This window comes from Brachybacterium avium (assembly GCF_002216795.1).
Taxonomy (GTDB): Bacteria; Actinomycetota; Actinomycetes; order Actinomycetales; family Dermabacteraceae; genus Brachybacterium; species Brachybacterium avium.
In genome coordinates, this window is sequence record NZ_CP022316.1 from 2,273,756 (window position 1) to 2,295,812 (window position 22,057).

Genomic DNA, 22,057 nt, shown 5'->3' on the forward strand with positions numbered 1-22,057 from the left:
CTCCTCGTGCCCCGGACAACGGGAACGAGGAACGGCCAGCGAGCCGGACCGAGTTTCCTTCACTGGCCAGGCATGACTGGTCTTCCGAGAGGGGATCGCGGCGCGGATCACACCGCACGGATTTGACTCGGAGAACTGAGCCGCAGTAGGTTAGCGGAGTTGCCTCGGAGCGGATGGCCCGGAAGGGTCCGATGCACTGAGTGCGCGTGTTGCTTGATATCTCAATAGCGTGTCTGTTTATTGATGCCATTTAGTTTGAATGGCAATATTATACGGATGATACAGCAGTTTAATTTGCTGGTTGTTTGTTTATTTTGTCAGGATATTGTTTTTCATGTTTTTTCATGGAGAGTTTGATCCTGGCTCAGGACGAACGCTGGCGGCGTGCTTAACACATGCAAGTCGAACGATGATGACGGGGCTTGCCCTGTCTGATTAGTGGCGAACGGGTGAGTAACACGTGAGTAACCTGCCCTTCACTTCGGGATAACCTCGGGAAATCGTGGCTAATACCGGATATGAACTCTTGCCGCATGGTGGGGGTTGGAAAGATTTATCGGTGAAGGATGGACTCGCGGCCTATCAGTTTGTTGGTGAGGTAATGGCTCACCAAGGCGATGACGGGTAGCCGGCCTGAGAGGGCGACCGGCCACACTGGGACTGAGACACGGCCCAGACTCCTACGGGAGGCAGCAGTGGGGAATATTGCACAATGGGCGAAAGCCTGATGCAGCGACGCCGCGTGGGGGATGACGGCCTTCGGGTTGTAAACCCCTTTCAGTAGGGAAGAAGCGAAAGTGACGGTACCTGCAGAAGAAGCGCCGGCTAACTACGTGCCAGCAGCCGCGGTAATACGTAGGGCGCAAGCGTTGTCCGGAATTATTGGGCGTAAAGAGCTCGTAGGTGGCTTGTCGCGTCTGCCGTGAAACTCCGAGGCTCAACCTCGGGCGTGCGGTGGGTACGGGCAGGCTAGAGTGTGGTAGGGGAGACTGGAACTCCTGGTGTAGCGGTGAAATGCGCAGATATCAGGAAGAACACCGATGGCGAAGGCAGGTCTCTGGGCCATTACTGACACTGAGGAGCGAAAGCATGGGTAGCGAACAGGATTAGATACCCTGGTAGTCCATGCCGTAAACGTTGGGCACTAGATGTGGGGGACATTCCACGTTCTCCGCGTCGTAGCTAACGCATTAAGTGCCCCGCCTGGGGAGTACGGCCGCAAGGCTAAAACTCAAAGGAATTGACGGGGGCCCGCACAAGCGGCGGAGCATGCTGATTAATTCGATGCAACGCGAAGAACCTTACCAAGGCTTGACATGCACCGGACGATCCCAGAGATGGGGTTTTCTTCGGACTGGTGCACAGGTGGTGCATGGTTGTCGTCAGCTCGTGTCGTGAGATGTTGGGTTAAGTCCCGCAACGAGCGCAACCCTTGTTCTATGTTGCCAGCACGTGATGGTGGGGACTCATAGGAGACTGCCGGGGTCAACTCGGAGGAAGGTGGGGACGACGTCAAATCATCATGCCCCTTATGTCTTGGGCTTCAAGCATGCTACAATGGTCGGTACAATGGGTTGCGAAACTGTGAGGTGGAGCGAATCCCAAAAAGCCGGCCTCAGTTCGGATTGGGGTCTGCAACTCGACCCCATGAAGTCGGAGTCGCTAGTAATCGCAGATCAGCAACGCTGCGGTGAATACGTTCCCGGGCCTTGTACACACCGCCCGTCAAGTCACGAAAGTCGGTAACACCCGAAGCCAGTGGCCCATCCTTGTGAGGGAGCTGTCGAAGGTGGGATCGGTGATTGGGACTAAGTCGTAACAAGGTAGCCGTACCGGAAGGTGCGGCTGGATCACCTCCTTTCTAAGGAGCATCACCAATTATGGTGGCCATTTTCTCACCCGAGTGTGGTGGGGGTGGTTGCTCAAGGGTGGAACATCAATGAATGGGCACTTCGCTTGCCAGCGTTGTCTTCTAGTACGGCTCACTTCTGTGGGTGTGGAACGGGGATTGCTGGTGGGTTTGAGGTGGAGACACGCTATTGGGTTGTGAGGCTGCACGCAGCTCCCTTATCCTGGTCGCTTCTGGTGGCTGGGGTTTTGTGGGGTGTGTGGCTGGTCCTCCCTTGCATTGCTTCCTGTTTTTGGGGTGGTGTGGGTGTGGGGTTGTTTCTTGAGAACTGCATAGTGGACGCGAGCATCTTGTAAGCAATTTTTAATGCGCAAAGAGTCTTTGTGTTGCCGTAAGTTTTAAAGGGCGCACGGTGGATGCCTTGGCAAGAGGAGCCGACGAAGGACGTGGGAGTCTGCGTTAAGCCTCGGGGAGTTGACAACCAAACTGTGATCCGAGGATGTCCGAATGGGGAAACCCACCACGAGTCATGTCGTGGTACCCGCTGCTGAATGTATAGGCAGTGTGGAGGGAACGCGGGGAAGTGAAACATCTCAGTACCCGCAGGAAGAGAAAACAATAGTGATTCCGTAAGTAGTGGCGAGCGAAAGCGGAGGAGGCTAAACCTGGTCTGTGTGATACCCGGCAGGGGTTGCAGGTTGGGGGTTGTGGGACGTATCTGGATCGTCTGCCGGCGGTCCGACGTGTACGTGCAGTGGTAGTCGAAGTCGTGTTGAGTGCGACGGCGTAGAGGGTGTGACCCCCGTAGACGAAACTTCTGCATGGCGTGATGCTGTTCCCGAGTAGCACCGGGCCCGTGAAATCCGGTGTGAATCTGCCAGGACCACCTGGTAAGCCTGAATACTACCTCTTGACCGATAGCGGACAAGTACCGTGAGGGAAAGGTGAAAAGCACCCCGGGAGGGGAGTGAAATAGTACCTGAAACCGTGCGCTTACAATCCGTCGGAGCCTTTAGGGGTGACGGCGTGCCTTTTGAAGAATGAGCCTGCGAGTTAGTGGTCGGTGGCGAGGTTAACCCGTGTGGGGTAGCCGTAGCGAAAGCGAGTCTGAACGGGGCGTTCAGTCGCCGGCTCTAGACCCGAAGCGAAGTGATCTATCCATGGGCAGTGTGAAGCGCGGGTAAGACCGCGTGGAGGCGCGAACCCACTTCAGTTGAAAATGGAGGGGATGACCTGTGGATAGGGGTGAAAGGCCAATCAAACTTCGTGATAGCTGGTTCTCCCCGAAATGCATTTAGGTGCAGCGTTGCGTGTTTCGTACCGGAGGTAGAGCACTGGATAGGCGATGGGCCCCACCGGGTTACTGACCTTAGCCAAACTCCGAATGCCGGTACGTGAGAGCGCAGCAGTGAGACTGTGGGGGATAAGCTTCATAGTCGAGAGGGAAACAGCCCAGAACATCAGCTAAGGCCCCTAAGCGTGTGCTAAGTGGAAAAGGATGTGGAGTTGCTGAGACAACCAGGAGGTTGGCTTAGAAGCAGCCACCCTTGAAAGAGTGCGTAATAGCTCACTGGTCAAGTGATTCTGCGCCGACAATTTAGCGGGGCTCAAGCACACCGCCGAAGCTGTGTCACTCAGACCTTGTGTCTGGGTGGGTAGGGGAGCGTCGTACAGCCAGCGAAGCCGCGGGGGAACCCAGTGGTGGAGGCTGTACGAGTGAGAATGCAGGCATGAGTAGCGAAAGACGGGTGAGAAACCCGTCCGCCGATTGATCAAGGGTTCCAGGGCCAGGTTTATCCGCCCTGGGTTAGTCGGGACCTAAGGCGAGGCCGACAGGCGTAGTCGATGGACATCGGGTTGATATTCCCGAACCGATCGTAGGAGGACCCATACCGAGGCAGTCGATGCTAACCACCCGAGCTGTTCCCATACCCTTCGGGGTGTGGAGAGTGGTGAGGCTGGGAACCAAGGTTGTAGTAGGTCAGCGCGAGGGATGACGCAGAGAGGTAGCTTCCGCGGACTTAATGGAATAGTCCGTCTAAGCGTGCAGCCCGGCCCCGGGTAATGCTGGGGCCATGAGGGTGAGACGTGATGGGGATCCCGTATGGGCGTAGGTGAGTGATCCTGTACTGCCAAGAAAAGTTCCGGCGTGACGAATACGGTCGCCCGTACCCTAAACCGACTCAGGTGATCAGGTAGAGAATACCGAGGCGTTCGAGAGAATCGTGGTTAAGGAACTCGGCAAAATGCCCCCGTAACTTCGGGAGAAGGGGGGCCCGAACCGTGAGAGCGGTGAGGGCCGCAGAGACCAGGGAGAAGCGACTGTTTACTAAAAACACAGGTCCGTGCGAAGTCGTAAGACGCTGTATACGGACTGACGCCTGCCCGGTGCTGGAAGGTTAAGAGGACCGGTTAGAGCTCTTCGGAGTTCGAAGCTGAGAATTTAAGCCCCAGTAAACGGCGGTGGTAACTATAACCATCCTAAGGTAGCGAAATTCCTTGTCGGGTAAGTTCCGACCTGCACGAATGGCGTAACGACTTCTCCACTGTCTCAACCGCGAACTCGGCGAAATTGCATTACGAGTAAAGATGCTCGTTACGCGCAGCAGGACGGAAAGACCCCGGGACCTTTACTATAGTTTGATATTGGTGTTCGGGACGGCTTGTGTAGGATAGGTGGGAGACTGGGAAGCATTCACGCTAGTGGGTGTGGAGTCATTGTTGAAATACCACTCTGGTCGTTCTGGATTCCTAACCTCGGTCCGTGATCCGGATCAGGGACAGTGTCTGATGGGTAGTTTAACTGGGGCGGTTGCCTCCTAAAGAGTAACGGAGGCGCTCAAAGGTTCCCTCAGCCTGGTTGGCAATCAGGTGTTGAGTGTAAGTGCACAAGGGAGCTTGACTGCGAGACAGACATGTCGGGCAGGTGCGAAAGCAGGAACTAGTGATCCGGCACTCCATTGTGGAATGGGTGTCGCTCAACGGATAAAAGGTACCCCGGGGATAACAGGCTGATCTTGCCCAAGAGCTCATATCGACGGCATGGTTTGGCACCTCGATGTCGGCTCGTCGCATCCTGGGGCTGGAGTTGGTCCCAAGGGTTAGGCTGTTCGCCTATTAAAGCGGTACGCGAGCTGGGTTTAGAACGTCGTGAGACAGTTCGGTCCCTATCCGCTGCGCGCGTTGGATATTTGAGAAGTCCTGTCCCTAGTACGAGAGGACCGGGATGGACTGACCTCTGGTGTGCCAGTTGTTCTGCCAAGGGCATGGCTGGTTGGCTACGTCGGGAAGGGATAACCGCTGAAAGCATCTAAGCGGGAAGCCTGCTTCGAGATGAGATATCCATACACCCTTTGGGTGTGAGAGGCCCCCAGTAGATGACTGGGTTGATAGGCCAGGTGTGGAAGCACAGCAATGTGTGGAGCTGACTGGTACTAATGGCTGATGACTTACAACAACATTTCTTTGTGTTGGTTGTTTGCTGTGTGTGTTTGCGTCCACTGTGCGGTTCTCGGGGAACAACCCTGACAGTCCGGGCTTTGTTGCTCGGGGTGTGGGGTCTGGTTGTCTCATTGTGTTACGGCGGTCATAGCGTCGAGGAAACGCCCGGTTCCATTCCGAACCCGGAAGCTAAGCTCGATTGCGCCGATGGTACTGCACTCGGGAGGGTGTGGGAGAGTAGGTCGCCGCCGGACATCTTCATTGGGAGTGGAGGAGTGCTGGAACCCCTGTTTTGGGTGTTCGCCTCCTCCACTCCCTTTTTTCATGCCCGAAATCAGTCACGCCGGCCCGCCGGCGTCGCCGGCCTGCGGCGGTGTCGCAGCGGTCAGCCGGCTGCGGGTGAGCGCTATCGCCGGTGAGTCGCGTTCAGGCCTGCGCCACCCATTCCAGGAAGTCCTCCGCGGCGATCACGGGCTTGCCCCACTTGACCGCGTTCTTCGTCTTGTTCGACTGGGTGCCGCGTTCAGCCACGACCAGCACGTCGGTCTTCGTCTTGGTGACCGTGGCGACGGCTCGGAGCCCGTGCTCCTGGGCGAGGGTCTCCATGCGCTCCCGGCCCACGGCGCCGTGTGTCGGCGAGACCACCTCACCGGTGAAGCACACCCGCGCCCCGGGCACCAGCACCTCATCGAGGGTGCTCTGCTGCTCGAGCACGAAGTCTGTGGGGAGCACACTGATCCCGAAATGATGCTCCACCGCCCGCAGGCGGTCCACCACGGTCTTGTCCGGGTGCAGCACCCGCTGCCACGCCGTCTCCAGCTCTGCAGCGAGTGCCTGGGCAGCATCATCCTCAGCGGTGAGGTTCCCGCCGACCACGAAGCCGTCCGGGCTGTCGGTACCGGCGTCCCCGGTGCTCCGTGCCAGCAGGTAGCCACGCCCGCGCAGCAGCTGGGGGAACGCCGTCCCGGCGCTGTCGGGCATCATCTCCTGTGATCGCAGGTGCTGAACGGCCGTGGCCACGGTGCGGGCGCGCTCGAGCGCGCTCGCAGCGCGCAGGCCGGTGCGCTCGGCGGGGGAGAGGGTAGTGGTGGGCAGCTCGATCCCGAGCGGCATCTGCTCCACGATCCCGTTGCGCTTGAGCTCGAAGTCGATCCACGCCAGCTGCTGGTCGATCCGTACGCCGATCGGGACCCGCCCAGCCAGCAGCGGGGACAGTGCTCGCCAGGCCTCGGCCAGCAGCGGCGCCAGCTGCACGTCCCGGGTGGTGATCCCGAAGTCGGTGCGTGCGGTGAACAGGTCACTGGTGGGGTTGATGACGGTGGTCGCCTCATCCCCCTCATCGGTGACCACCGCGATCTCGACCGGTCGGGCGCGGTAGCGGTCCCCGTCATTGCCGACGGTGAGGGCGGCCAGGTACACCTCGCCGAGCTCGCCGGCCGGCGCGGCGTGAGCGGCGAGGAAGCGGCGCACTCGCGTATCGGATTTCAGATCCCGCGGCAGAACATCCCGCTTCAGCACCAGCCCCTCCAGGCTCGTGCAGCGCGACAGGGCCACGTACAGCTGACCGTTGGCGAAGGTGCCACCGGTGAGGTCCACGACCACCCGGTCCAGGGTCTGCCCCTGGGACTTGTGGATGGTGATCGCCCAGGCCAGCTTCATCGGCAGCTGGGTGAAGGTGCCGACCACCTCATGCACCAGGGAGCCGCCCTGCACCGCGGGACGGGTGATGTCCCAGGTGTGCTCCGGCACCTCGACCGTGCGGCCATCGCGCAGCTGGATCGTGACCAGCGGGCCGTCGGCCTTCGCGGTGTCCTCGGTGAGAGCGGTGATCCGCCCCAGGGTGCCGTTGACCCAACGGTCCGCGGGGTCGTTGGTCAGCAGCATGACCTGGGCGCCGACCGCCAGGCGCAGCGAGTCGTCGGTGGGGTGCTCGAAACCGTCGGTCTGCCCGCGGATCGTGGCGGTGAAGGACCGGGCAGGATCCGGCAGGCGCTCGAGCTGCTGCCGGTTGCGGGCACCGACGATCCGGTTCGTGGTCGCCAGCGTCAGCCAGAACTCCTCCAGCGGGGGGTCGAATTCCGGGTCCGTGCGCCGGTTCAGCTCATAGCGGGCATCCTCGAGCAGGGCGCCCTCCCGCACGGCGTTCAGCAGATCCACCAGACGGTCATCCCCCTGCTGGCGGAACACCGTGCTGAGCTCGACCACGGGGAAGGTGTCACGGTCGAAGGAACGGGCGGAGAAGAAGAACGGGGTGCCGAAGCGCTCCTCGATGAACCCGGCCTCCGCATCCGTGACCACCGGCGGCAGCTGGTAGAGGTCCCCGACCAGCACCAGCTGCACCCCGCCGAAGGGCGTGCCGGGCTTCGGGCCGAAGCGCTCCAGCGCCGCGGTCAGCGCATCGAAGAGATCCGCCCGCACCATCGAGGCCTCGTCGACGATCAGGGTGTCAAGCTCTGCGAGCGCTGTGGCGAAACGACCCGGGTAGTAGCCGCCCCCGCGCACCAGCTCCTCGCTGACCCCGAGCGGGAAGGAGAACAGGCGGTGGATCGTGTACCCGTCCACGTTCAGCGCTGCGATCCCGGTGGGGGCGACCGTGATCGCGGAACGCTCGGTGGTCTCCAAGAAGTGGCGGATCAGCGTGGACTTGCCGGTCCCCGCCCGGCCGGTGAGGAAGAGGTGGTCCCCGGCGTGCAGGTGGTCCAGGGCGTCCTGGAACTCGTCGGTGAGGGTCAGGGTGGGGGCCATGACGCCATTGTCCCGGATCGGCACCGGGCGAGAAGCCTGCGAGCCCGGTCTCCGGGATCCGAGGCGCACCGCCGGTCTGCGTCCTCACCCCGCCCGCACCCAGCCCATCGAATACACCCACGCCAGCACGCGCCGCAACGGCGAGCGCAGCAGCCCTCGCACCGCCAGGCTGCGCAGCATCGACGCTCTCGGCCCGGCTGGCCGGCCGAGCACGGTGTTCGCCCCGGCGACCGCCCCGGCGAGCCGGGCCCGGCGCCGGATCCGTCGCTCCGCCCGGCGCCAGGCGGGATCCGCGGACAGCGCACCGGTCCCCTCCCCGGTGGTGCCCCGCGCCAGCAGCGGGGCGAGGTCGAGGGCATCCAGCCAGGCCAGCGTGATGCCCTGCCCGCCGATCGGGCTGACCTCGTGTGCGGCATCGCCCAGCAGCACGCAGTGCCGGGACAGCAGGCGCCGCGCCGTGCGCCGGCGCACCGTGAAGGCGCTGAGCATGGTGATCGTCGCCGGGTCCAGGACGGTGCCGGTGCGTTCGCGGACCAGGGCGACCAGCCGGGCCGGCGAGGGATCGGCGCCGGTCCTCCCCGTGTGCACGACCCAGCGCCGCTGGTCGCCGGGCAGCGGGAAGGACTCCACGACCCCGCCAGGCTCGAGATGCACGACCGCCGCGCGCCCGCCGCCCGCCCCGGCGGGATCGGAGAGGTCGCCCATCAGGTAGGTATCGGGATAGTCCCGCCCGGCGGTGGTGATCCCGAGCAGTGCGCGCACCCGGGAGCGGGAGCCGTCGGCGCCGACGACCAGGCCCGCCCGCAGTTGGAGGGTGTCGCTGCCTCCGCCGCTGTCTCGCGCGGTCAGCGCGACCGTGCGCGCGGATTCCTGCAGGTCCGTCAGCTGCCAGCCCCGGCGCAGCGCCGAGGGGGCGAGCGCCGCGAGTCGCCGGGCCAGCAGATCCTCGGTGAGGGTCTGGGGCAGGGCGAGCACGTAGGGATGGCGCGGATCGGCCCGGGCGAAGTCCACCGAGCCCAGCTCCCGGTCCCGGCACCGCGCCCGGCCGACGCGGATCCGCTCGCCGAGGGCGACCGCCTCTCGCTCCAGGCCGATCTCGGCGAGGGCGCGCAGCGCCGGCGGGTGCAGGCCGATCGCGCGTGAGCTGACCGGGGCCTCGGTGCGTCGCTCCAGCACGCGCACCTCCACTCCGCGCCGGGCGAGCAGGCAGGCCAGCAGCAGACCCGTCGGCCCGGCCCCGACGATCAGCACGGCGCACTCGTCCTGCTCGACGGGGACCGTCATCGCCGCGCCGGGGCGAGTGCGTCGTGCAGGAGCAGCAGTCGGAAGCGTCCCGGCGTGCTCACCGTCCAGTCGGACGGGACCCGGGCGCGCAGCTCGGGTGCGATATAGCTGCGGCGGATCGAGGTGAGGCCGTCCTCGCGGATGAAGGTGCCGGGGAACAGCGGCCAGGTGGCCACGGAGAACAGGGCGTAGGCGAGCCGGCCGCGCCGGATGTCGCTGTGCACCACGGCTCGGTGGGCGAGGCGGGCGGAGTCCTCGAGCAGGCCGTCCAGCTGTTCCTGGCTGAGGTGATGGAGCAGATGGTTGGAGACCACCAGGTCGAACTGCTCGCCGCCGGTCACCAGCTCGCTGGACAGGGCCCGACGGAACTGCACCCCGGCGACGGGAGGCCGGCGCCGAGCCCAGTCATGGGCCCGCGGATCGGGATCGATGCCGGTCACGCGCAGGTCGTAGCCGTCCCGGCGCGCCCAGCGGGCCAGGGCCCGGGCCACGTCCCCACCGCCGCAGCCGACGTCCAGCAACGTCGTCGGCCCGTCGGCGCGCAGGTGTGGCCTCAGGTGACGGCGATAGGCGAGGCGCCAGCCGGCAACAGCCGCGTTGACCAGGCGGAAGGACGCGTAGGTGCGGGCGAGTCGGCGCGGATCGCAGTGTGGATCGTCCATCCGCTCCCGCGCGTGCTCGTCCCGCACCAGGAGGGAGGGCAGGGTCACGGCTCGGGTGTGCCGACGGCGGTCAGCAGCGCTGTCTCCACCGTCAGCCCCGGCCCGAAGGCCATCGCGCACACGCGCTCCCGTCGGCCCGCGGTCGCCGAGCGCAGGATCCGCTGGAGCACGAACATCACGGTCGCACTGGACATGTTGCCGAAGTCGCGCAGGGTCTCCCGGGCGGGGACGAGCTGGGACTCGGTGAGGTCGAGCTTGGCCTCGACCTTGTCCAGGATGCTGCGTCCGCCGGGATGGATCGCCCAGTGCTCGATGTCGCGGTGGGGCAGCTCCGTGAGCTCGGGCTCATGCGCGAACAGGGGAACGAGAGCACCGGTGATGTGCTCGTCGATGATGTGGGGGACGTAGGTGCCCAGCACCATCTCGAAGCCGTGGTCGCCGATGCGCCAAGCCATCGATTCCTCGCCCACGGGAGTCAGCACCGTCTCGAAATGGTCCAGCTCCAGCACCGGGGTGCTCGCGGGCAGGTCCTTCCCGGTGATGATCGCGGCGGCGCCGCCATCGGCGAACAGGGAGGAGCCGACGATGGTGTCGGGATCGTTCGAGGGGCGCACGTGCAGGGTGCAGAGCTCGACGGTGGCCATCAGCACCACGGCGTCCGGATCAGCACGACAGATCGTCTGGGCCTGGCGAAGGGCCGGCAGCGCCGCATAGCAGCCCATGAACCCCAGGTGGTACCGCTGCACGGAAGAGTTCAGCCCGAGGGCGCGGACGATCCGGTAGTCGGGACCGGGGGCGAAGAAACCCGTGCAGGAGACGGTGATGACGTGGGTGACGTCCGCGGCGGAGATCCCCTCGGCGGCCTCGAGCGCCGCGGCCGCGACCCGGGTGTACAGCGCGGTGGCCTCCCGCTCGTAGACCTGGTTGCGGGCACCGGTGGGCGGGTGCAGGAACCGTCCGGTCCCGGCCTCGAAGAACACGGGCTCCTCGCCGTCGGCCACCCCGTGCCATTCGGACAGAGCGCTGAAGCGGCGCTCGATGCCGGAGACGTTGAAGGACGTGCTGATCAGGCGCTTCCCGAGGCGGGTGAGGTCCGGCTGCGCGGCGAGCGCGTCACGCACCTCGGACTGGCGGAGCTCGGTGGCGGGGACAGCGGTCTCGAGCGATCGCATGGTGACGCTCATGGGTCCTCCTTCGCGTCGGCACGGTGCCGTGTTTCACAACGTACGCGGGCGGGGACCTCCCAGCAATGCGACGACCGGTCGGCCGCCCGCCCGTCCACGGGGTCCGGTGAGGCGGTGCGTCCCGCGGCGGGTTCAGTCCCGCACGCGGGCCACCAGGTCGATCTCCACCAGGATGCCGGCCAGCTGTGAGCCGACGGTGGTGCGCGCCGGGAACGGTGCGGAGAAGAACTCGCGGTAGGCCTCGTTGAACTCCTGGAAATCGGTGAGGTCGGCGAGATGCACGGTGGTCTTCAGCGCATCGTCGAGGGTGGCGCCGTGCTCGGCGAGCACCGCCTGGAGGTTCCGCAGCACCTGGCGGGTCTGTTCGGCCACGCTCGCGGGGATCTCACCGGTGGCCGGATCCTGCGGCCCGAAACCGGCGGTGAACAGCAGGTCGCCGCTCACGATCGCCTGGCTGTAGGGGCCAGCGGGCTGCGGGGCGCGGTCGGTGCGGAGGGCTTCCTTGGGGGTCATGGGTCTCCCTGATGTGGTGAGCGGTTCTGCAGGGCAGCAGGGTCGGGACCCTGCGGGGCCGACGGGGCGGAGCTGGCGCCGCCGTCGGGGTCTGGGACGGAGCCGGGATCCGGGGCGGCGGCGGGATCTGGGGCGGCGCCCTGGCCGGAGGGGGTCCAGGTACCGCCGCGAGTCGGGGCGGCGCGCAGACCACGGCCGGGCAGCTCGCCGGTGAGTCGGCCCCCTTCCAGCACGGGCCGACCGGCGACGAGCACGTCGTCGATGCCGACCGCGAGCGCCAACGGGTCCGCATAGGTGGCGCGGTCCCGCACGGCGTCGGGATCCACGAGCAGGAGATCGGCGATCCAGCCGGGGGCGACCCGGCCCCGCTCGCCGAGGTGGAAGCGTTCGGCCGCGCCGGCGGAGAGGTGCTGCGCTGCCCGGGCCCAGTCGAGGAAGCCGTGCTCGCGCACATAGGTGCCGAGATAGGAGGCGAAGGTACCGCGGGCCCGGGGATGCGGGTGGGCGCCGATGAAGATCCCGTCGGACCCTCCGAGATGGTGCGGGTGGGCGAGCAGACGGCCCAGGTCCTCCACCGGGCGCTGGTCGCGCACCGCCATCACCACGTTCACCTCGAGCGCGCAGGCGGCCAGCAGATCCAGCGCGGCCTCGATCGGATCGGTCCCGCGGCGCACGGCGACCTCGGCGAGGGTGAGGCCATGCGCCCAGGCCAGATCCGCGGCGGCGAGGTGGGCGAGGGTGATCAGCTCCGGCCACTCGGGGCCGAGGCTCGGGTGCTCATCCACCCCGGGGAACCAATCGCGGCGCAGCCGTTCACGCTGGTCGGGATCCTGCAGCAGGGCGACGGCCGCCGCCGGAGCCATCGCACTGAACGCCGGCGGCAGCAGCGTCATGCCCAGCAGCGAGCAGCCCCGCGTGTACGGGTAGGCGTCGAAGCTCGCGTCCACCTCCATCTCCGCGAGCCGGGTCATCAGCCGCTCGGCCTCCGCAGCGGGGGTATGGAAGTGGGAGATGTGGATCGGCACCCCGGCGGCGAGACCGATCCGGGCCGCCTCCTCGATCCCCACCTGTGAGTTGTCCTCGTAGCCGCCGCGCATATGCGTCACGTACGGCAAAGAGGTGGCGGCGAGCGGTTGGCACAGGGCCGCGATCTCGTCGGGGCCCGCGAACAGGCCCGGGGTGTAGTCCAGCCCGGTCGAGAGCCCCACCGCCCCGTCGGCCACCGCCTGTGCGACCAGCGCCGTCATCTCTTCCTGCTCGGCGGGGCCGGCCGCCCCGTCGGCGCCGCCCATCACCTGGTGGCGCACGGTGCCGGCCGGCACCAGGTAGGCGATGTTCACCGGCACTGCACCGTCATAGGTGGCCAGCAGATCCGCCACCGAGCCGCCGCGGAAGCGGGGATGGGGGCCGTTGATCGCCGCGAAGTACTCGCTCGCCCAGGCGCCGTCGCCGGGGGCGTAGGAGACCCCGTCCTGCCCACCGATCACGCTGGTCACGCCCTGGCGCAGGAGCGCCAGCTGCACCTCGGGCGCGAACACTGCACCCTCGGCGTGGGAGTGGGCGTCGATGAATCCGGGCATGACCAGGCGGCCCTCGGCCTCCAGCACCCGGGCGCCCCGGGCGCGGGAGGGATCGATCCGGCCGACGCCGGTGATCCGCTCATCCTCGATGAGCACGTCAGCGGGCTCGACGCCGCTGGATGCGACGACCCGGCCGCCGCGGATCAGCACTGTGCTCGTCGGCTGTGCGCTGCCCGGCTGTGCGCTCATCGGTGGGACCTCGCTCGCGCGCTCAGAAGAACGTCTCCACGGCCTCGCGCACCGTGCCGGTCGCGGGGTCGACCACCGGGATCAGCCGCCACTTGTCGAAGGCGGTGCATGGATGGGACAGCCCGAGCGTGACCACGTCCCCGATCACGAGCTCTGTCGCACCGGTGAAGTGGAGGAAGGCGTGCTGATCGTTCAGGGCCGTGATCTCCCCGTCCAGTGGGCGCTCGGGCCCGCCGAGAACGGTGGCGACGCCGAGCGGGATGGGCAGGCCCTCGTCGTAGGGCACATCCCGCTTGCCGGCGTCCAGCAGGGCGAGACCGGGCTCGGGCAGCGAGACCACCCGGGCGTGGGCGCGCATCCCCGGCAGCAGCGCCTCCTCCTCGGCGACGCCGCGGGCGGTGTCCAGTGGAGAGATTCCGCGGTAGAAGCCGGAGTCGTGGACGATGTACGCACCCGAGCGGAGGATCCTGCGAATGCCCACCAGCGGTGCGAAGGCCGCGGCCACCAGGTCGAAGTAGGCGCTGCCGCCCGCGCTCACCCAGGGGGTCCCCGCGATCAGCGGGCGCAGCGTCTCCGCGAGGGCGGCGAGGCGCTCGCAATAAGCGGAGACCGCGGTCAGGGACGCGGGGGAGCGGTCATGGGCCAGCGCCCCCTCATACCCGGCCGCGCCCACCAGGTGCAGCACCGTCGAGGCGGCGACGCGCTCGCCGATCTCGCGGGCCGTCGCCTCATCGCGCGCCCCGGTGCGGGCCCCATCGGCCCCGAGCTCCACCAGCACCCCGAGGGACGAACCGGCCGGCAGCTCCCGCTCGAGCAGCTCGACCGTGGCGAGGCTGTCCACCCAGCACACCAGCACCTGCTCGGGATGTGCGGCCAGGTGCGCGGCGAGCCGGCGCAGCAGCGCGGGATCGGTGCAGGTGTTGGCCAGCTGCACCGTCGCCACGCCCGCGCGCAGCGCGATATCCGCCTGCCACCCGGTGGCGACCGTGATCCCGGTGCAGCCCGCCGCCAGCTGCCGGGCCCACAGCGCCGGCGCCATGGTGGTCTTCCCATGCGGCATCAGCTCGAGACCCCGGTCCCGCGTCCAGCGTTCCATGACTCGCAGATTGTGCGCGATCGCCGACTCGTCGAGCACCAGCAGCGGGGTGGAGAAGGTGCTGAGCAGTGCCTCCAGCGCGGTGATCGGAGCACCGACCAGCTCGGCCGGGAAGGACTTGTCGTGCAGCTGGACGGTGCGCCCGACCGTGCGCTCGACGGCGGGCGGGACGTGCTCGGGCATCGATGGCCTCGCTCGGCTCGGGGAAGAGACGGCTGTCAGTCTCTGTGGCCTGGTGGAGAAGTTCAAGCCGCGTGCACATCGGGAGACGGGGAGGCCGCCTCTGGGGCGACCCGTCCCGGCGCCGGCCGGAGACGACTACCGGTCGGGGAGCGGCTCTGCGAACTCAGCGATGAGTTCAGTGACCTGGGCGGTCATCTCCCGGTCGCCGATGCGGGCGGTGCCGCCGCCGTTCTGCTCCCCGTAGTCGCCGAAGCTCGCGTGCGCGGCACCCTGGATCTCGACCAGCCGGGCGTCCTCCGGGAGCAGGTCACGGGCCTCGTCGATCTTCTCCGGGGTGGACAGGCCGTCCTCGCTGCCCGCGAGGCTGAGCACCGGGAGCTGTGTGGAGGAGAGATCGTTCGCGCAGTAGGAGGCGAACAGCACCAGAGCGTCGGCGTCCTCGGCGAGCTGGCAGGCTCGCACCCCGCCCAGGGAGTGCCCGCCCACCATCCACACCTGCACCTCGCCGGCGAGGGAGGTGAAGGTGTCCAGGTCGCGCCGGTCCAACAGCGCCAGATTCAGGTGCGGCTTCACGATCACCGCGGTGATCTCGTGCTCGGCGGTGAGGTCAGCCAGTCGGGCGACGTAGGCGGCCGGCTCGACCTTCGCGCCCGGATAGAACACGAGCCCCGTCCCTGAGGCCTCCGGGTTCTCGGGGCTCACCACGATCGCAGTCGCGTCCTCCTCCACCGTGACCCCGGGACGGGCTTGCACGGCGTCCAGCGGTGCCTGCTCCGCCGCCATCACCCCGATCTTCGCCCAGGCGACCACCCCGATCACGGCCACGAGCACGAGCGCCAGCATCACGAGCAGCAGGCGCATGCCCCAGTGGGAGACGGAGCGGGCGGAGATCATGCCGAGACCTTAGTCGGCGCAGGCGGCGTTCATCGGACTCATCGACCTGGTGGCGGATCTCGTCACCGCCGTCCCACCGCAGGACTGGGAGGTGGTGCGGGAGAAGGCACGGGCACGCAATGCCAGGCGGTTCCCACAAAGCGCCGTGTCCTGAGCCCAGCCCCGCAGCTCACCGCCCGCCGAAGTCCGGTGCCCGCTTCTCGAGGAACGCCGCAGTGCCCTCCGCCTTGTCCTCGGTCGTGAACAGCAGCGTCTGCGCCAGCTGCTCCAGCAGCAGCCCGGTGCGCTGGTCGGTGTCGTGGCCCGGGGCGATGACCATCTTGGCGAGCCGTATTGCGAGCGGGCCCTTGGCGAGGATGGTCGTCATGATCTCCGAGGCGGTGGGCAGCAGCTCCGCAGCAGACACCACCGAGGTGACCAGGCCGTACCTCTCGGCCTGCTCAGCACTCAGTGCTCTGCCGGTCAGGATCATCTCGAGCGCCCGGCCGGTGCCCACCAGGCGGGAGAGCCGCTGAGTGCCGCCGGCGCTGGGCAGCACTCCGAGCCCTACCTCGGGCAGGCCCATCGTCGCCTCGGCAGCGGCGATGCGGATGTCGCAGCTCATCGCCAGCTCGAGCCCGCCACCCATGGCGATGCCGTTCAGCGCGGCCAGGGTGGGCTTGGGGAAATCCTGGAGCCGGTCGTGCAGGCGCTGCATGGTGGAGGCGAGCCCCTCGGTCAGGCCCCAGGCCGCGACCTCGGCGATGTCGGCCCCGGCTGCGAAGGCCTTCTCACCGCTGCCGGTGATCACGATCCCCTGCACGGAATCGTCGGCCTCCCAGGCATCCAGCACGGCGGAGAGCTCCGCCAGCAGGGCCGCGTTCAGGGCGTTGCGCTGCTCCGGGCGATGCAGCGTGATCGTGCCGATCCGGTCGGTCACCTCGGTGCGGAGCGTGGTGAGTTGCGGGGGCTGCTGGTCCGTCATGGTCTGCTGCTCTCTGTTCGGGGACGAGCTCGGGGAGGGACTGTGCTCAGGCCATGGTGAGCCCGCCGGAGACGGACAGGGTCTGTCCGGTGATGTAGTGCGAGGCGGGGGAGGCGAGGAAGGCGACCGCATGGGCCAGATCCTCCGGCTGGGCGAGGCGGCGCAGCGGGATCGCGCGCTCGAGCGAGGCACGCAGCTTGGGGTTCTCCTCGGAGATGGTGGCGAACAGGGGGGTGTCGGCCGGACCGGGACAGACGGCGTTGGCGGTGATGCCGGCCCGGGCGCTCTCGCGGGCGAGCGTCTTGGTGAAGGCGACGATCCCGCCCTTGCACGCGGAGTACACCGCCTCCCCGCTGGATCCCACCCGGGCCGCGTCCGAGGCGATGTTCACGACGGTGCCGTGGCCCTGCTCCGTCATCACCCGCACCACCGACTGGCAGCAGTGCAGGGTGCCGTAGAGGTTGATCCCGATGATGCGGTCCCAGATCGCTGGATCCTGCTCCAGGAACGGGCCCACCTTGTCCCAGCCGGCGTTGTTGACCAGCACATCGATCCGGCCGAAGTGGTCTGTGACCTGTGCGGTCATCGCATCGACGCTCTCCCGGTCCGCGATGTCCACGTGTACGGCGAGGCTGTGGCCGCCGAGCTCTGCGGCGGTGCTGCGTGCCGCCTCCTCGTCGAGGTCGGCGACCACCACGGTGGCGCCCTCGGCGGTGAGCTTGGTGGCGATGCCCCGGCCGATGCCGCTGGCGGCGCCGGTGACCAGGCAGATGCGGCCGGTGAGGTCGTGGTCGTTGGTAGCGGGGATCGGGGTCTCGGCCATGGCGGTGCTCCTCGGGTCGGTTCTCGGTGCGGTCGTCGCGTCGTTTCCGGGATCGGGTGATGCGGTCACGGGGCAAGCTCGCGGTCCACGGTGTGGCGGGCGATGACGAGCTTCATGATCTGGGCGGTGCCGTCGCCGATCTGCAGCCCCAGCACGTCGCGCAGGCGCTGCTCGATCGGCCGGTCGGTGAGATAGCCGTACTGGCCGTGGCTGAGCAGGCACTGGTGGATGACGTCGTACGCCGTCTTCGGCGCCCACCACTTGCACATCGCGGCCTCCCTGGTGTGCGCCAGCCCGGAGTCCTTCAGCCAGAGGGTCTTCTGGCAGAGCAGCCGGGCGGCCGACAGCAGCGTCTCCGCCTCGGCCAGCGGGAAGGCGACACCCTGGAAGGAGCTCAGCGGCTGGTCGAAGGCGGTGCGGGTACCGGTGTACTGCCAGGTCTCGTCGAGGGTGACCTGGGCGGCGCCGATCACCTGCAGGCCGATCAGCGCGCGGGAGAAGTCGAACCCCTGCATCACCTGGGTGAACCCGGTGCCGAGGTCGCCCAGCAGGTTCTCCTCGGGGATCCAGGTATCGGTGAAGTCCACCATCCCGCGGCCGACGGCCCGGGTGCCCATATCCGGTGCCGCACGACGCTCGATCCCGTCGCGGTCCAGCTCGACCAGGAAGGCGCTGATGCCCTTGCCGCGGCGCCCCTGCTCGGTGCGGGCGAAGACGACGGCGGCGCTCGCGTGCATCGCGAACGACATGGATTTGGTGCCCTCGAGCACCCAGCCGTCGTGCTGGGGACGGGCCGTCATCGAGGGGCTGCCGGCGTCGGAGCCGGCACCGGGCTCCGAGAGCCCGATCGCCACCAGGTCCGCGCCGCTGGTGATCCGCGGGATCCAGCGCGAGGCCACCTCGGGGCGTGCGCTGCGGGCGAGGATCTGGCCCACCAGTGAGCCGATCACCTGCACATAGGCGACGGTGAGATCGCCGCGGGCGATCTGCTCGGCGATCATGCCGGAGGTCAGCGCCCGTTCGTCACGGCCGCCGAGCGCCGCCGGGAGCTCCGGGGCGATGAGACCCAGCCCGCCCATCTGCCGGCGCAGCTCCGGGTCGATCACCCGGTCCTGCTCCCGCTGCCGGGTCCCGGGCGCGATCTGGGCGGCGACCTCGACGGCCGCGTCGATGAAACCCTGCATCGCGTCGTCGATGACGAAATCCATGTGGCCTCCTGCATCAGTGGGTGGTGGCAGCGGTGGGTGTCGGATCTACGCGAGATCGCCGAGCAGATCGGGGTAGCGGCTGCGGTGCTCGGGGAGGATCGCGGTGGACAGCAACAGCGCGGTCTGGGAGTGCAGGAACTCCTGAAAGCTCATCCGCGGCGCGAAGTACCAGTGCTTCAGTGCCCAGGAATGGGCCACCGTCAGCAGGTCGTAGGCGAACAGCTCGGCATGGATCGGGCGCAGCAGACCCTGCTCCACAGCGGCGTCGACGGCGCTGCGCAAGGGTTCGACGGTGCGGATCTCGAGGTCCTTGACCACGCTGCGTCCCGCCTCGTCCAGCGTGTTGGACTCGCGATAGGTGAGCATCACGGCCTGGCGGTTGTCCCTGATCACGGTGCAGTAGGCGGTGAAGGCGCCGGCGATCTGGCGAACGGGATCCTCCTCCGGCTCCAGCGCCTCGGCCAGCAGTCGGGCCATATCGTCGAGCACGCCCTCGGTCACGGCCTGCACGAGCTCCTGCTTGCTCGCGAAGTACCGGTAGATCAGGCCGACGGAGACCTCGGCCTCGTCGGCGATCGCCTGCATGGACACCGCCGGGGAGCCGCTGCGCTCCATCAGCGGCACGGCCGCGCTCAGGATCTGTCGGCGCCGCGCATCGGAGCGCGCCGCACGGGCGGCCTCCTGCGGGGCGATCGCTGCATCGTCGCGGAGCATGCGCCCTCCTCCCGGTGCGTGAGCACCGCTGAGCCAGCAGTCATGAGAAGCCTGTTCAGCGGAACTGAATGACAATTCACAGCACAGTGTGGCGCGGGTCACCGTTCACGTCAAGGTTCACGTCGGTGGTGCGTCGTCGGCACTGTGCAGGTGGTCCCGGCCCGTCCGCCGGGCCCGCAGTCCGGTCCGCTGTGCGGTCGCTGGCGCGGCTCCATGGCCGGGCGGCATGGACGACCGTTCCTCCCCACCGGTCGTCCGTCCACCGCGGACGCGGGGTGCGTGGCGTCCGGCCCGGCCGCTCCGGCACGCTCTCGACATGACTATCCACGACGCGGCCAGCTCGAATCTCTTCCCCGTCGGCGAGGACCGGCCCGGCCTCACCCACCATCCCTTCGAGGAGCCCGCACGGTGCAGGCCCTGGTTCCTCGGCGACGCCCCGGCGCCGACCGACGAGCCTCCCGGCCCGGCCGGCCGGGCGCTGATGGCGGAGGAGCTCTCGCAGATCGCGTTCCTGCGCTGGGCCCACTGCCTGCTGGACTTCATCGGCGCGGGGTGTCGCCTGACGAAGCAGGGAGCGATGTTCGCGGTGGATCGCCGGGCGCTCGAGCAGCAGTGCACCGAGGCGTCCGAGGGATTCTTCAGGTCTCCCTACGGCACCAGCACGCGCTTCGACCTCGCCTGGGCGGTGCTCACCGAGCACGGCTGGCTCGTGCGGGAGGAGGGCTGGGTGCGACCGGCGGGCAGGACCCTGGTGAGGACGGCGAACGAGGTCCGCACCGAGGCGGATCTCGACGATGTCCGAGGACTGCTCGCCGCTGCCCTCGACGCCACCGGCAGGACCCGCGGGAACATCCTGTGGCAGGGGAGCGCCGACGAGGATGTCCTGGAGGCCCTGCTGGTGGCGTGTGGTCCGGACGGGCTGGTCCTGCCCGATCATCCAGTGGACGGTGTGCTGATCCACTGCGATGAGTCCACCCGCTTCCTGGCGGAGCTGGTCCAGCATCCGCACATCCGGGAGGTGCCGCGGGACCGGCGCAGCGGCCATGTCGCCGGCAGCGCCGTCGCGCAGCTGGCCCGGATCTCGCGCACCGTCGATCACCTGGTGGACTGCGGGCTGCTCCGCGTCGAGCACGGAGAGCGGGCGGAGTTCGATGCTCTCGATCTCTTCGACGATGACCTGCGGGGTCGGGGGCGGGTGCTGCGGGGTCCCCTGCTCCTGCGCGGCGCGGTCGCCCTCGTGCGCACGGCCCACGAGGCCGGGCCCGGCCATGCCTCCCTGCGCTGGTGATCCCCGTCCCGGCGCGCGGCAGGAGTCAGCAGGGCACCGACACCTCGGGCTCGACGCCCGTCCCGACCACGTCCCGGCGGAGCTGCCTGCGGTGGACGGTGAACGACCAGCCGGCGATCCCCAGCCCGAGCACGGCGAGCACCACTCCGGTCCAGGCCGGGGCGAGCAGTCCCCAGCCGGCAGCGAGCACGGCGGCTCCGAGCGCGGCGCCGAGCGAGTTGCCGATGTTCAGCGCCGAGTGGTGCAGGGCGGCGGCCAGCGACGGGGCGTCGGGGGAGGCATCCAGCAGGAACAGCTGCAGCGAGGGGCCCATCAGCTGGGAGGTGATCGCGATCGCCAGCAGCAGCACCATCCCGGCGATCGCCTGATGGGCGACCAGACCGAAGACGGCAAGACTGAGAGCCATGCCGATCAGGCCCAGGAAGATGGTGCCGTAGACGCTGCGATCCGCGAGGCGCCCGGCGATCAGGTTGCCAAGCGTCATGCCGAGGCCGAACACGAACAGCGCCAGCGGCACGGCCCGCTCGCCGAGGCCCATCACACCGGGCACGATCTCGCCGATGTAGCTGTACACGGCGAACATGCCGCCGAAGCCGATGGCACCGATCCCGAGCGCGAACCACACCTGCCCGCGCCGCAGGGCGCCGAGCTCCCCACGGATCGACCCGGTGGCGCCGGTGCCCTCGGGCTCGGGCACCAGGCGCCAGATCGCCAGCGTGGTCGCCGCGGCGATCACCACCACGATCACGTAGGCCGAGCGCCACCCCACGCTCTGACCGAGCGCGGTGGAGGCCGGGACCCCGATCATGGTGGCGATCGTCAGGCCCAGCATCACCAGCGACACCGAGCGGGCACGGCGCCCGGGCGGGGAGAGACGAGCGGCGACCAGCGACGCGACCCCGAAGTAGGCGCCATGGGGGAGCCCGGCGATGAAGCGGGCGCTGGCCAGCGTGGCGAAGTCCGGCGCGATCGCGGAGAGCAGGTTCCCGAGCCCGATCAGGCCGATCAGCAGCACCAGCAGCCGCGCACGCGGGATCCGCACCGCCGCGATGGTCACCAGCGGCGCACCGATCACCACGCCGAGCGCGTACAGGGTGATGAGCATTCCGGCCTGCGGGATGGACACCTCGAGGTCACGGGCGATCTGGGGCAACAGGCCCATGCTCGCGAACTCGGTGGTCCCGATCGCGAAGGCGCCCAGCGACATCGCGACGATGACCAGTCGCAGACGGCCGGGGGACAGCGGTGCGGACGGCGTCGGCGTATGCGACATCGGGGAGCCTCCAGCGCGGTTCGGGATGGACACGCTGCCGACGCTGGAAGCGGTGAGTTCCTCCCGATCCTAGGCCCGACGCCCCTTCTGCGGCCAGGCGTCGTGACCTTTTCCGTGCCCTTGCAGCCGGCTCATGAGTCTGCGCACCGGCGGGGAGCGTCGGCGAG

14 protein-coding genes and 3 rRNA genes are annotated in these 22,057 nt (G+C 67.7%); 4 read left to right on the plus strand and 13 right to left on the minus strand.

Going from position 1 to position 22,057, the window contains the following annotated elements:
* The first annotated feature begins 341 nt into the window (after positions 1–341).
* The 3 genes from CFK39_RS10240 (at position 342) to rrf (ending at position 5,544) form a co-directional block, all read left to right on the plus strand.
* Positions 342–1,861: ribosomal RNA gene (locus tag CFK39_RS10240) — 16S ribosomal RNA — on the plus strand.
* 377 nt (positions 1,862–2,238) lie between these two features.
* Positions 2,239–5,306 (plus strand): 23S ribosomal RNA (locus CFK39_RS10245).
* 121 nt (positions 5,307–5,427) lie between these two features.
* A 5S ribosomal RNA gene (rrf, locus tag CFK39_RS10250) occupies positions 5,428–5,544 on the plus strand.
* Together the 16S, 23S and 5S rRNA genes form the textbook arrangement of a ribosomal RNA operon.
* 172 nt (positions 5,545–5,716) lie before the next feature.
* Here the strand turns inward: rrf and CFK39_RS10255 are convergent.
* The 12 genes from CFK39_RS10255 to CFK39_RS10310 form a co-directional block, all read right to left on the minus strand.
* Positions 5,717–8,035: an AAA family ATPase gene (locus CFK39_RS10255; protein ID WP_089065369.1), complete on the minus strand. Its 2,319-nt coding sequence runs from the start codon at positions 8,033–8,035 to the stop codon at positions 5,717–5,719.
* A gap of 84 nt (positions 8,036–8,119) precedes the next feature.
* A complete protein-coding gene (locus CFK39_RS10260; protein WP_089065370.1) occupies positions 8,120–9,319 on the minus strand; it encodes an FAD-dependent oxidoreductase in 1,200 nt (399 codons plus the stop codon).
* Positions 9,316–10,029, minus strand: coding sequence for a class I SAM-dependent methyltransferase (locus tag CFK39_RS10265; RefSeq protein ID WP_089065371.1), 714 nt, complete (start codon positions 10,027–10,029; stop codon positions 9,316–9,318). Before CFK39_RS10265 ends, CFK39_RS10260 begins: the two co-directional genes overlap by 4 nt.
* A complete protein-coding gene (locus CFK39_RS10270; RefSeq protein ID WP_089065372.1) occupies positions 10,026–11,165 on the minus strand; it encodes a type III polyketide synthase in 1,140 nt (379 codons plus the stop codon). The genes CFK39_RS10265 and CFK39_RS10270 overlap by 4 nt, the downstream gene beginning before the upstream one ends.
* 132 nt (positions 11,166–11,297) lie before the next feature.
* Positions 11,298–11,678: a RidA family protein gene (locus CFK39_RS10275; RefSeq protein ID WP_089065373.1), complete on the minus strand. Its 381-nt coding sequence runs from the start codon at positions 11,676–11,678 to the stop codon at positions 11,298–11,300.
* On the minus strand, positions 11,675–13,447 hold the full coding sequence (locus CFK39_RS10280) for an N-acyl-D-amino-acid deacylase family protein (RefSeq protein WP_089065374.1): 1,773 nt from the start codon (positions 13,445–13,447) through the stop codon (positions 11,675–11,677). The genes CFK39_RS10275 and CFK39_RS10280 overlap by 4 nt, the downstream gene beginning before the upstream one ends.
* A 22-nt stretch (positions 13,448–13,469) precedes the next feature.
* The gene (locus tag CFK39_RS10285; protein WP_089065375.1) at positions 13,470–14,726 is read right to left on the minus strand and encodes an alanine racemase; all 1,257 of its coding nucleotides are present in this window, start codon (positions 14,724–14,726) and stop codon (positions 13,470–13,472) included.
* Between the two features lie 135 nt (positions 14,727–14,861).
* On the minus strand, positions 14,862–15,620 hold the full coding sequence (locus CFK39_RS10290; protein ID WP_089065376.1) for an alpha/beta hydrolase: 759 nt from the start codon (positions 15,618–15,620) through the stop codon (positions 14,862–14,864).
* Between the two features lie 169 nt (positions 15,621–15,789).
* Positions 15,790–16,584 (minus strand): enoyl-CoA hydratase/isomerase family protein, encoded by a 795-nt coding sequence (locus CFK39_RS10295; protein ID WP_089065377.1) that lies wholly within the window; start codon positions 16,582–16,584, stop codon positions 15,790–15,792.
* Between the two features lie 46 nt (positions 16,585–16,630).
* Complete coding sequence (locus CFK39_RS10300) at positions 16,631–17,407, minus strand: SDR family NAD(P)-dependent oxidoreductase (RefSeq protein ID WP_089065378.1); 777 nt, start codon at positions 17,405–17,407, stop codon at positions 16,631–16,633.
* 65 nt (positions 17,408–17,472) lie between these two features.
* On the minus strand, positions 17,473–18,615 hold the full coding sequence (locus tag CFK39_RS10305; RefSeq protein WP_089065379.1) for an acyl-CoA dehydrogenase family protein: 1,143 nt from the start codon (positions 18,613–18,615) through the stop codon (positions 17,473–17,475).
* Between the two features lie 45 nt (positions 18,616–18,660).
* Positions 18,661–19,329, minus strand: coding sequence for a TetR/AcrR family transcriptional regulator (locus CFK39_RS10310; RefSeq protein ID WP_089065380.1), 669 nt, complete (start codon positions 19,327–19,329; stop codon positions 18,661–18,663).
* A 316-nt stretch (positions 19,330–19,645) separates the two neighbouring features.
* On the opposite strand from CFK39_RS10310, the gene CFK39_RS10315 reads away from it, so the two are divergent.
* A complete protein-coding gene (locus CFK39_RS10315) occupies positions 19,646–20,617 on the plus strand; it encodes a hypothetical protein (RefSeq protein WP_089065381.1) in 972 nt (323 codons plus the stop codon).
* Positions 20,618–20,642: 25 nt separating this feature from the next.
* Here CFK39_RS10315 and CFK39_RS10320 read toward each other — a convergent pair whose 3' ends face one another.
* Positions 20,643–21,890, minus strand: coding sequence for an MFS transporter (locus CFK39_RS10320; protein ID WP_089065382.1), 1,248 nt, complete (start codon positions 21,888–21,890; stop codon positions 20,643–20,645).
* Between the last annotated feature and the right edge of the window lie 167 nt (positions 21,891–22,057).

Bases quoted from the DNA above. Each gene is read 5' to 3' on its own strand.
- CFK39_RS10255 (WP_089065369.1), bottom strand. From the start codon at position 8,035: ATGGCCCCCACCCTGACCCTCACCGACGAGTTCCAGGACGCCCTGGAC.
- CFK39_RS10260 (WP_089065370.1), bottom strand. From the start codon at position 9,319: ATGACGGTCCCCGTCGAGCAGGACGAGTGCGCCGTGCTGATCGTCGGG.
- CFK39_RS10270 (WP_089065372.1), bottom strand. From the start codon at position 11,165: ATGAGCGTCACCATGCGATCGCTCGAGACCGCTGTCCCCGCCACCGAG.
- CFK39_RS10275 (WP_089065373.1), bottom strand. From the start codon at position 11,678: ATGACCCCCAAGGAAGCCCTCCGCACCGACCGCGCCCCGCAGCCCGCT.
- CFK39_RS10280 (WP_089065374.1), bottom strand. From the start codon at position 13,447: ATGAGCGCACAGCCGGGCAGCGCACAGCCGACGAGCACAGTGCTGATC.
- CFK39_RS10285 (WP_089065375.1), bottom strand. From the start codon at position 14,726: ATGCCCGAGCACGTCCCGCCCGCCGTCGAGCGCACGGTCGGGCGCACC.
- CFK39_RS10290 (WP_089065376.1), bottom strand. From the start codon at position 15,620: ATGATCTCCGCCCGCTCCGTCTCCCACTGGGGCATGCGCCTGCTGCTC.
- CFK39_RS10295 (WP_089065377.1), bottom strand. From the start codon at position 16,584: ATGACGGACCAGCAGCCCCCGCAACTCACCACGCTCCGCACCGAGGTG.
- CFK39_RS10300 (WP_089065378.1), bottom strand. From the start codon at position 17,407: ATGGCCGAGACCCCGATCCCCGCTACCAACGACCACGACCTCACCGGC.
- CFK39_RS10305 (WP_089065379.1), bottom strand. From the start codon at position 18,615: ATGGATTTCGTCATCGACGACGCGATGCAGGGTTTCATCGACGCGGCC.
- CFK39_RS10310 (WP_089065380.1), bottom strand. From the start codon at position 19,329: ATGCTCCGCGACGATGCAGCGATCGCCCCGCAGGAGGCCGCCCGTGCG.
- CFK39_RS10315 (WP_089065381.1), top strand. From the start codon at position 19,646: ATGACTATCCACGACGCGGCCAGCTCGAATCTCTTCCCCGTCGGCGAG.
- CFK39_RS10320 (WP_089065382.1), bottom strand. From the start codon at position 21,890: ATGTCGCATACGCCGACGCCGTCCGCACCGCTGTCCCCCGGCCGTCTG.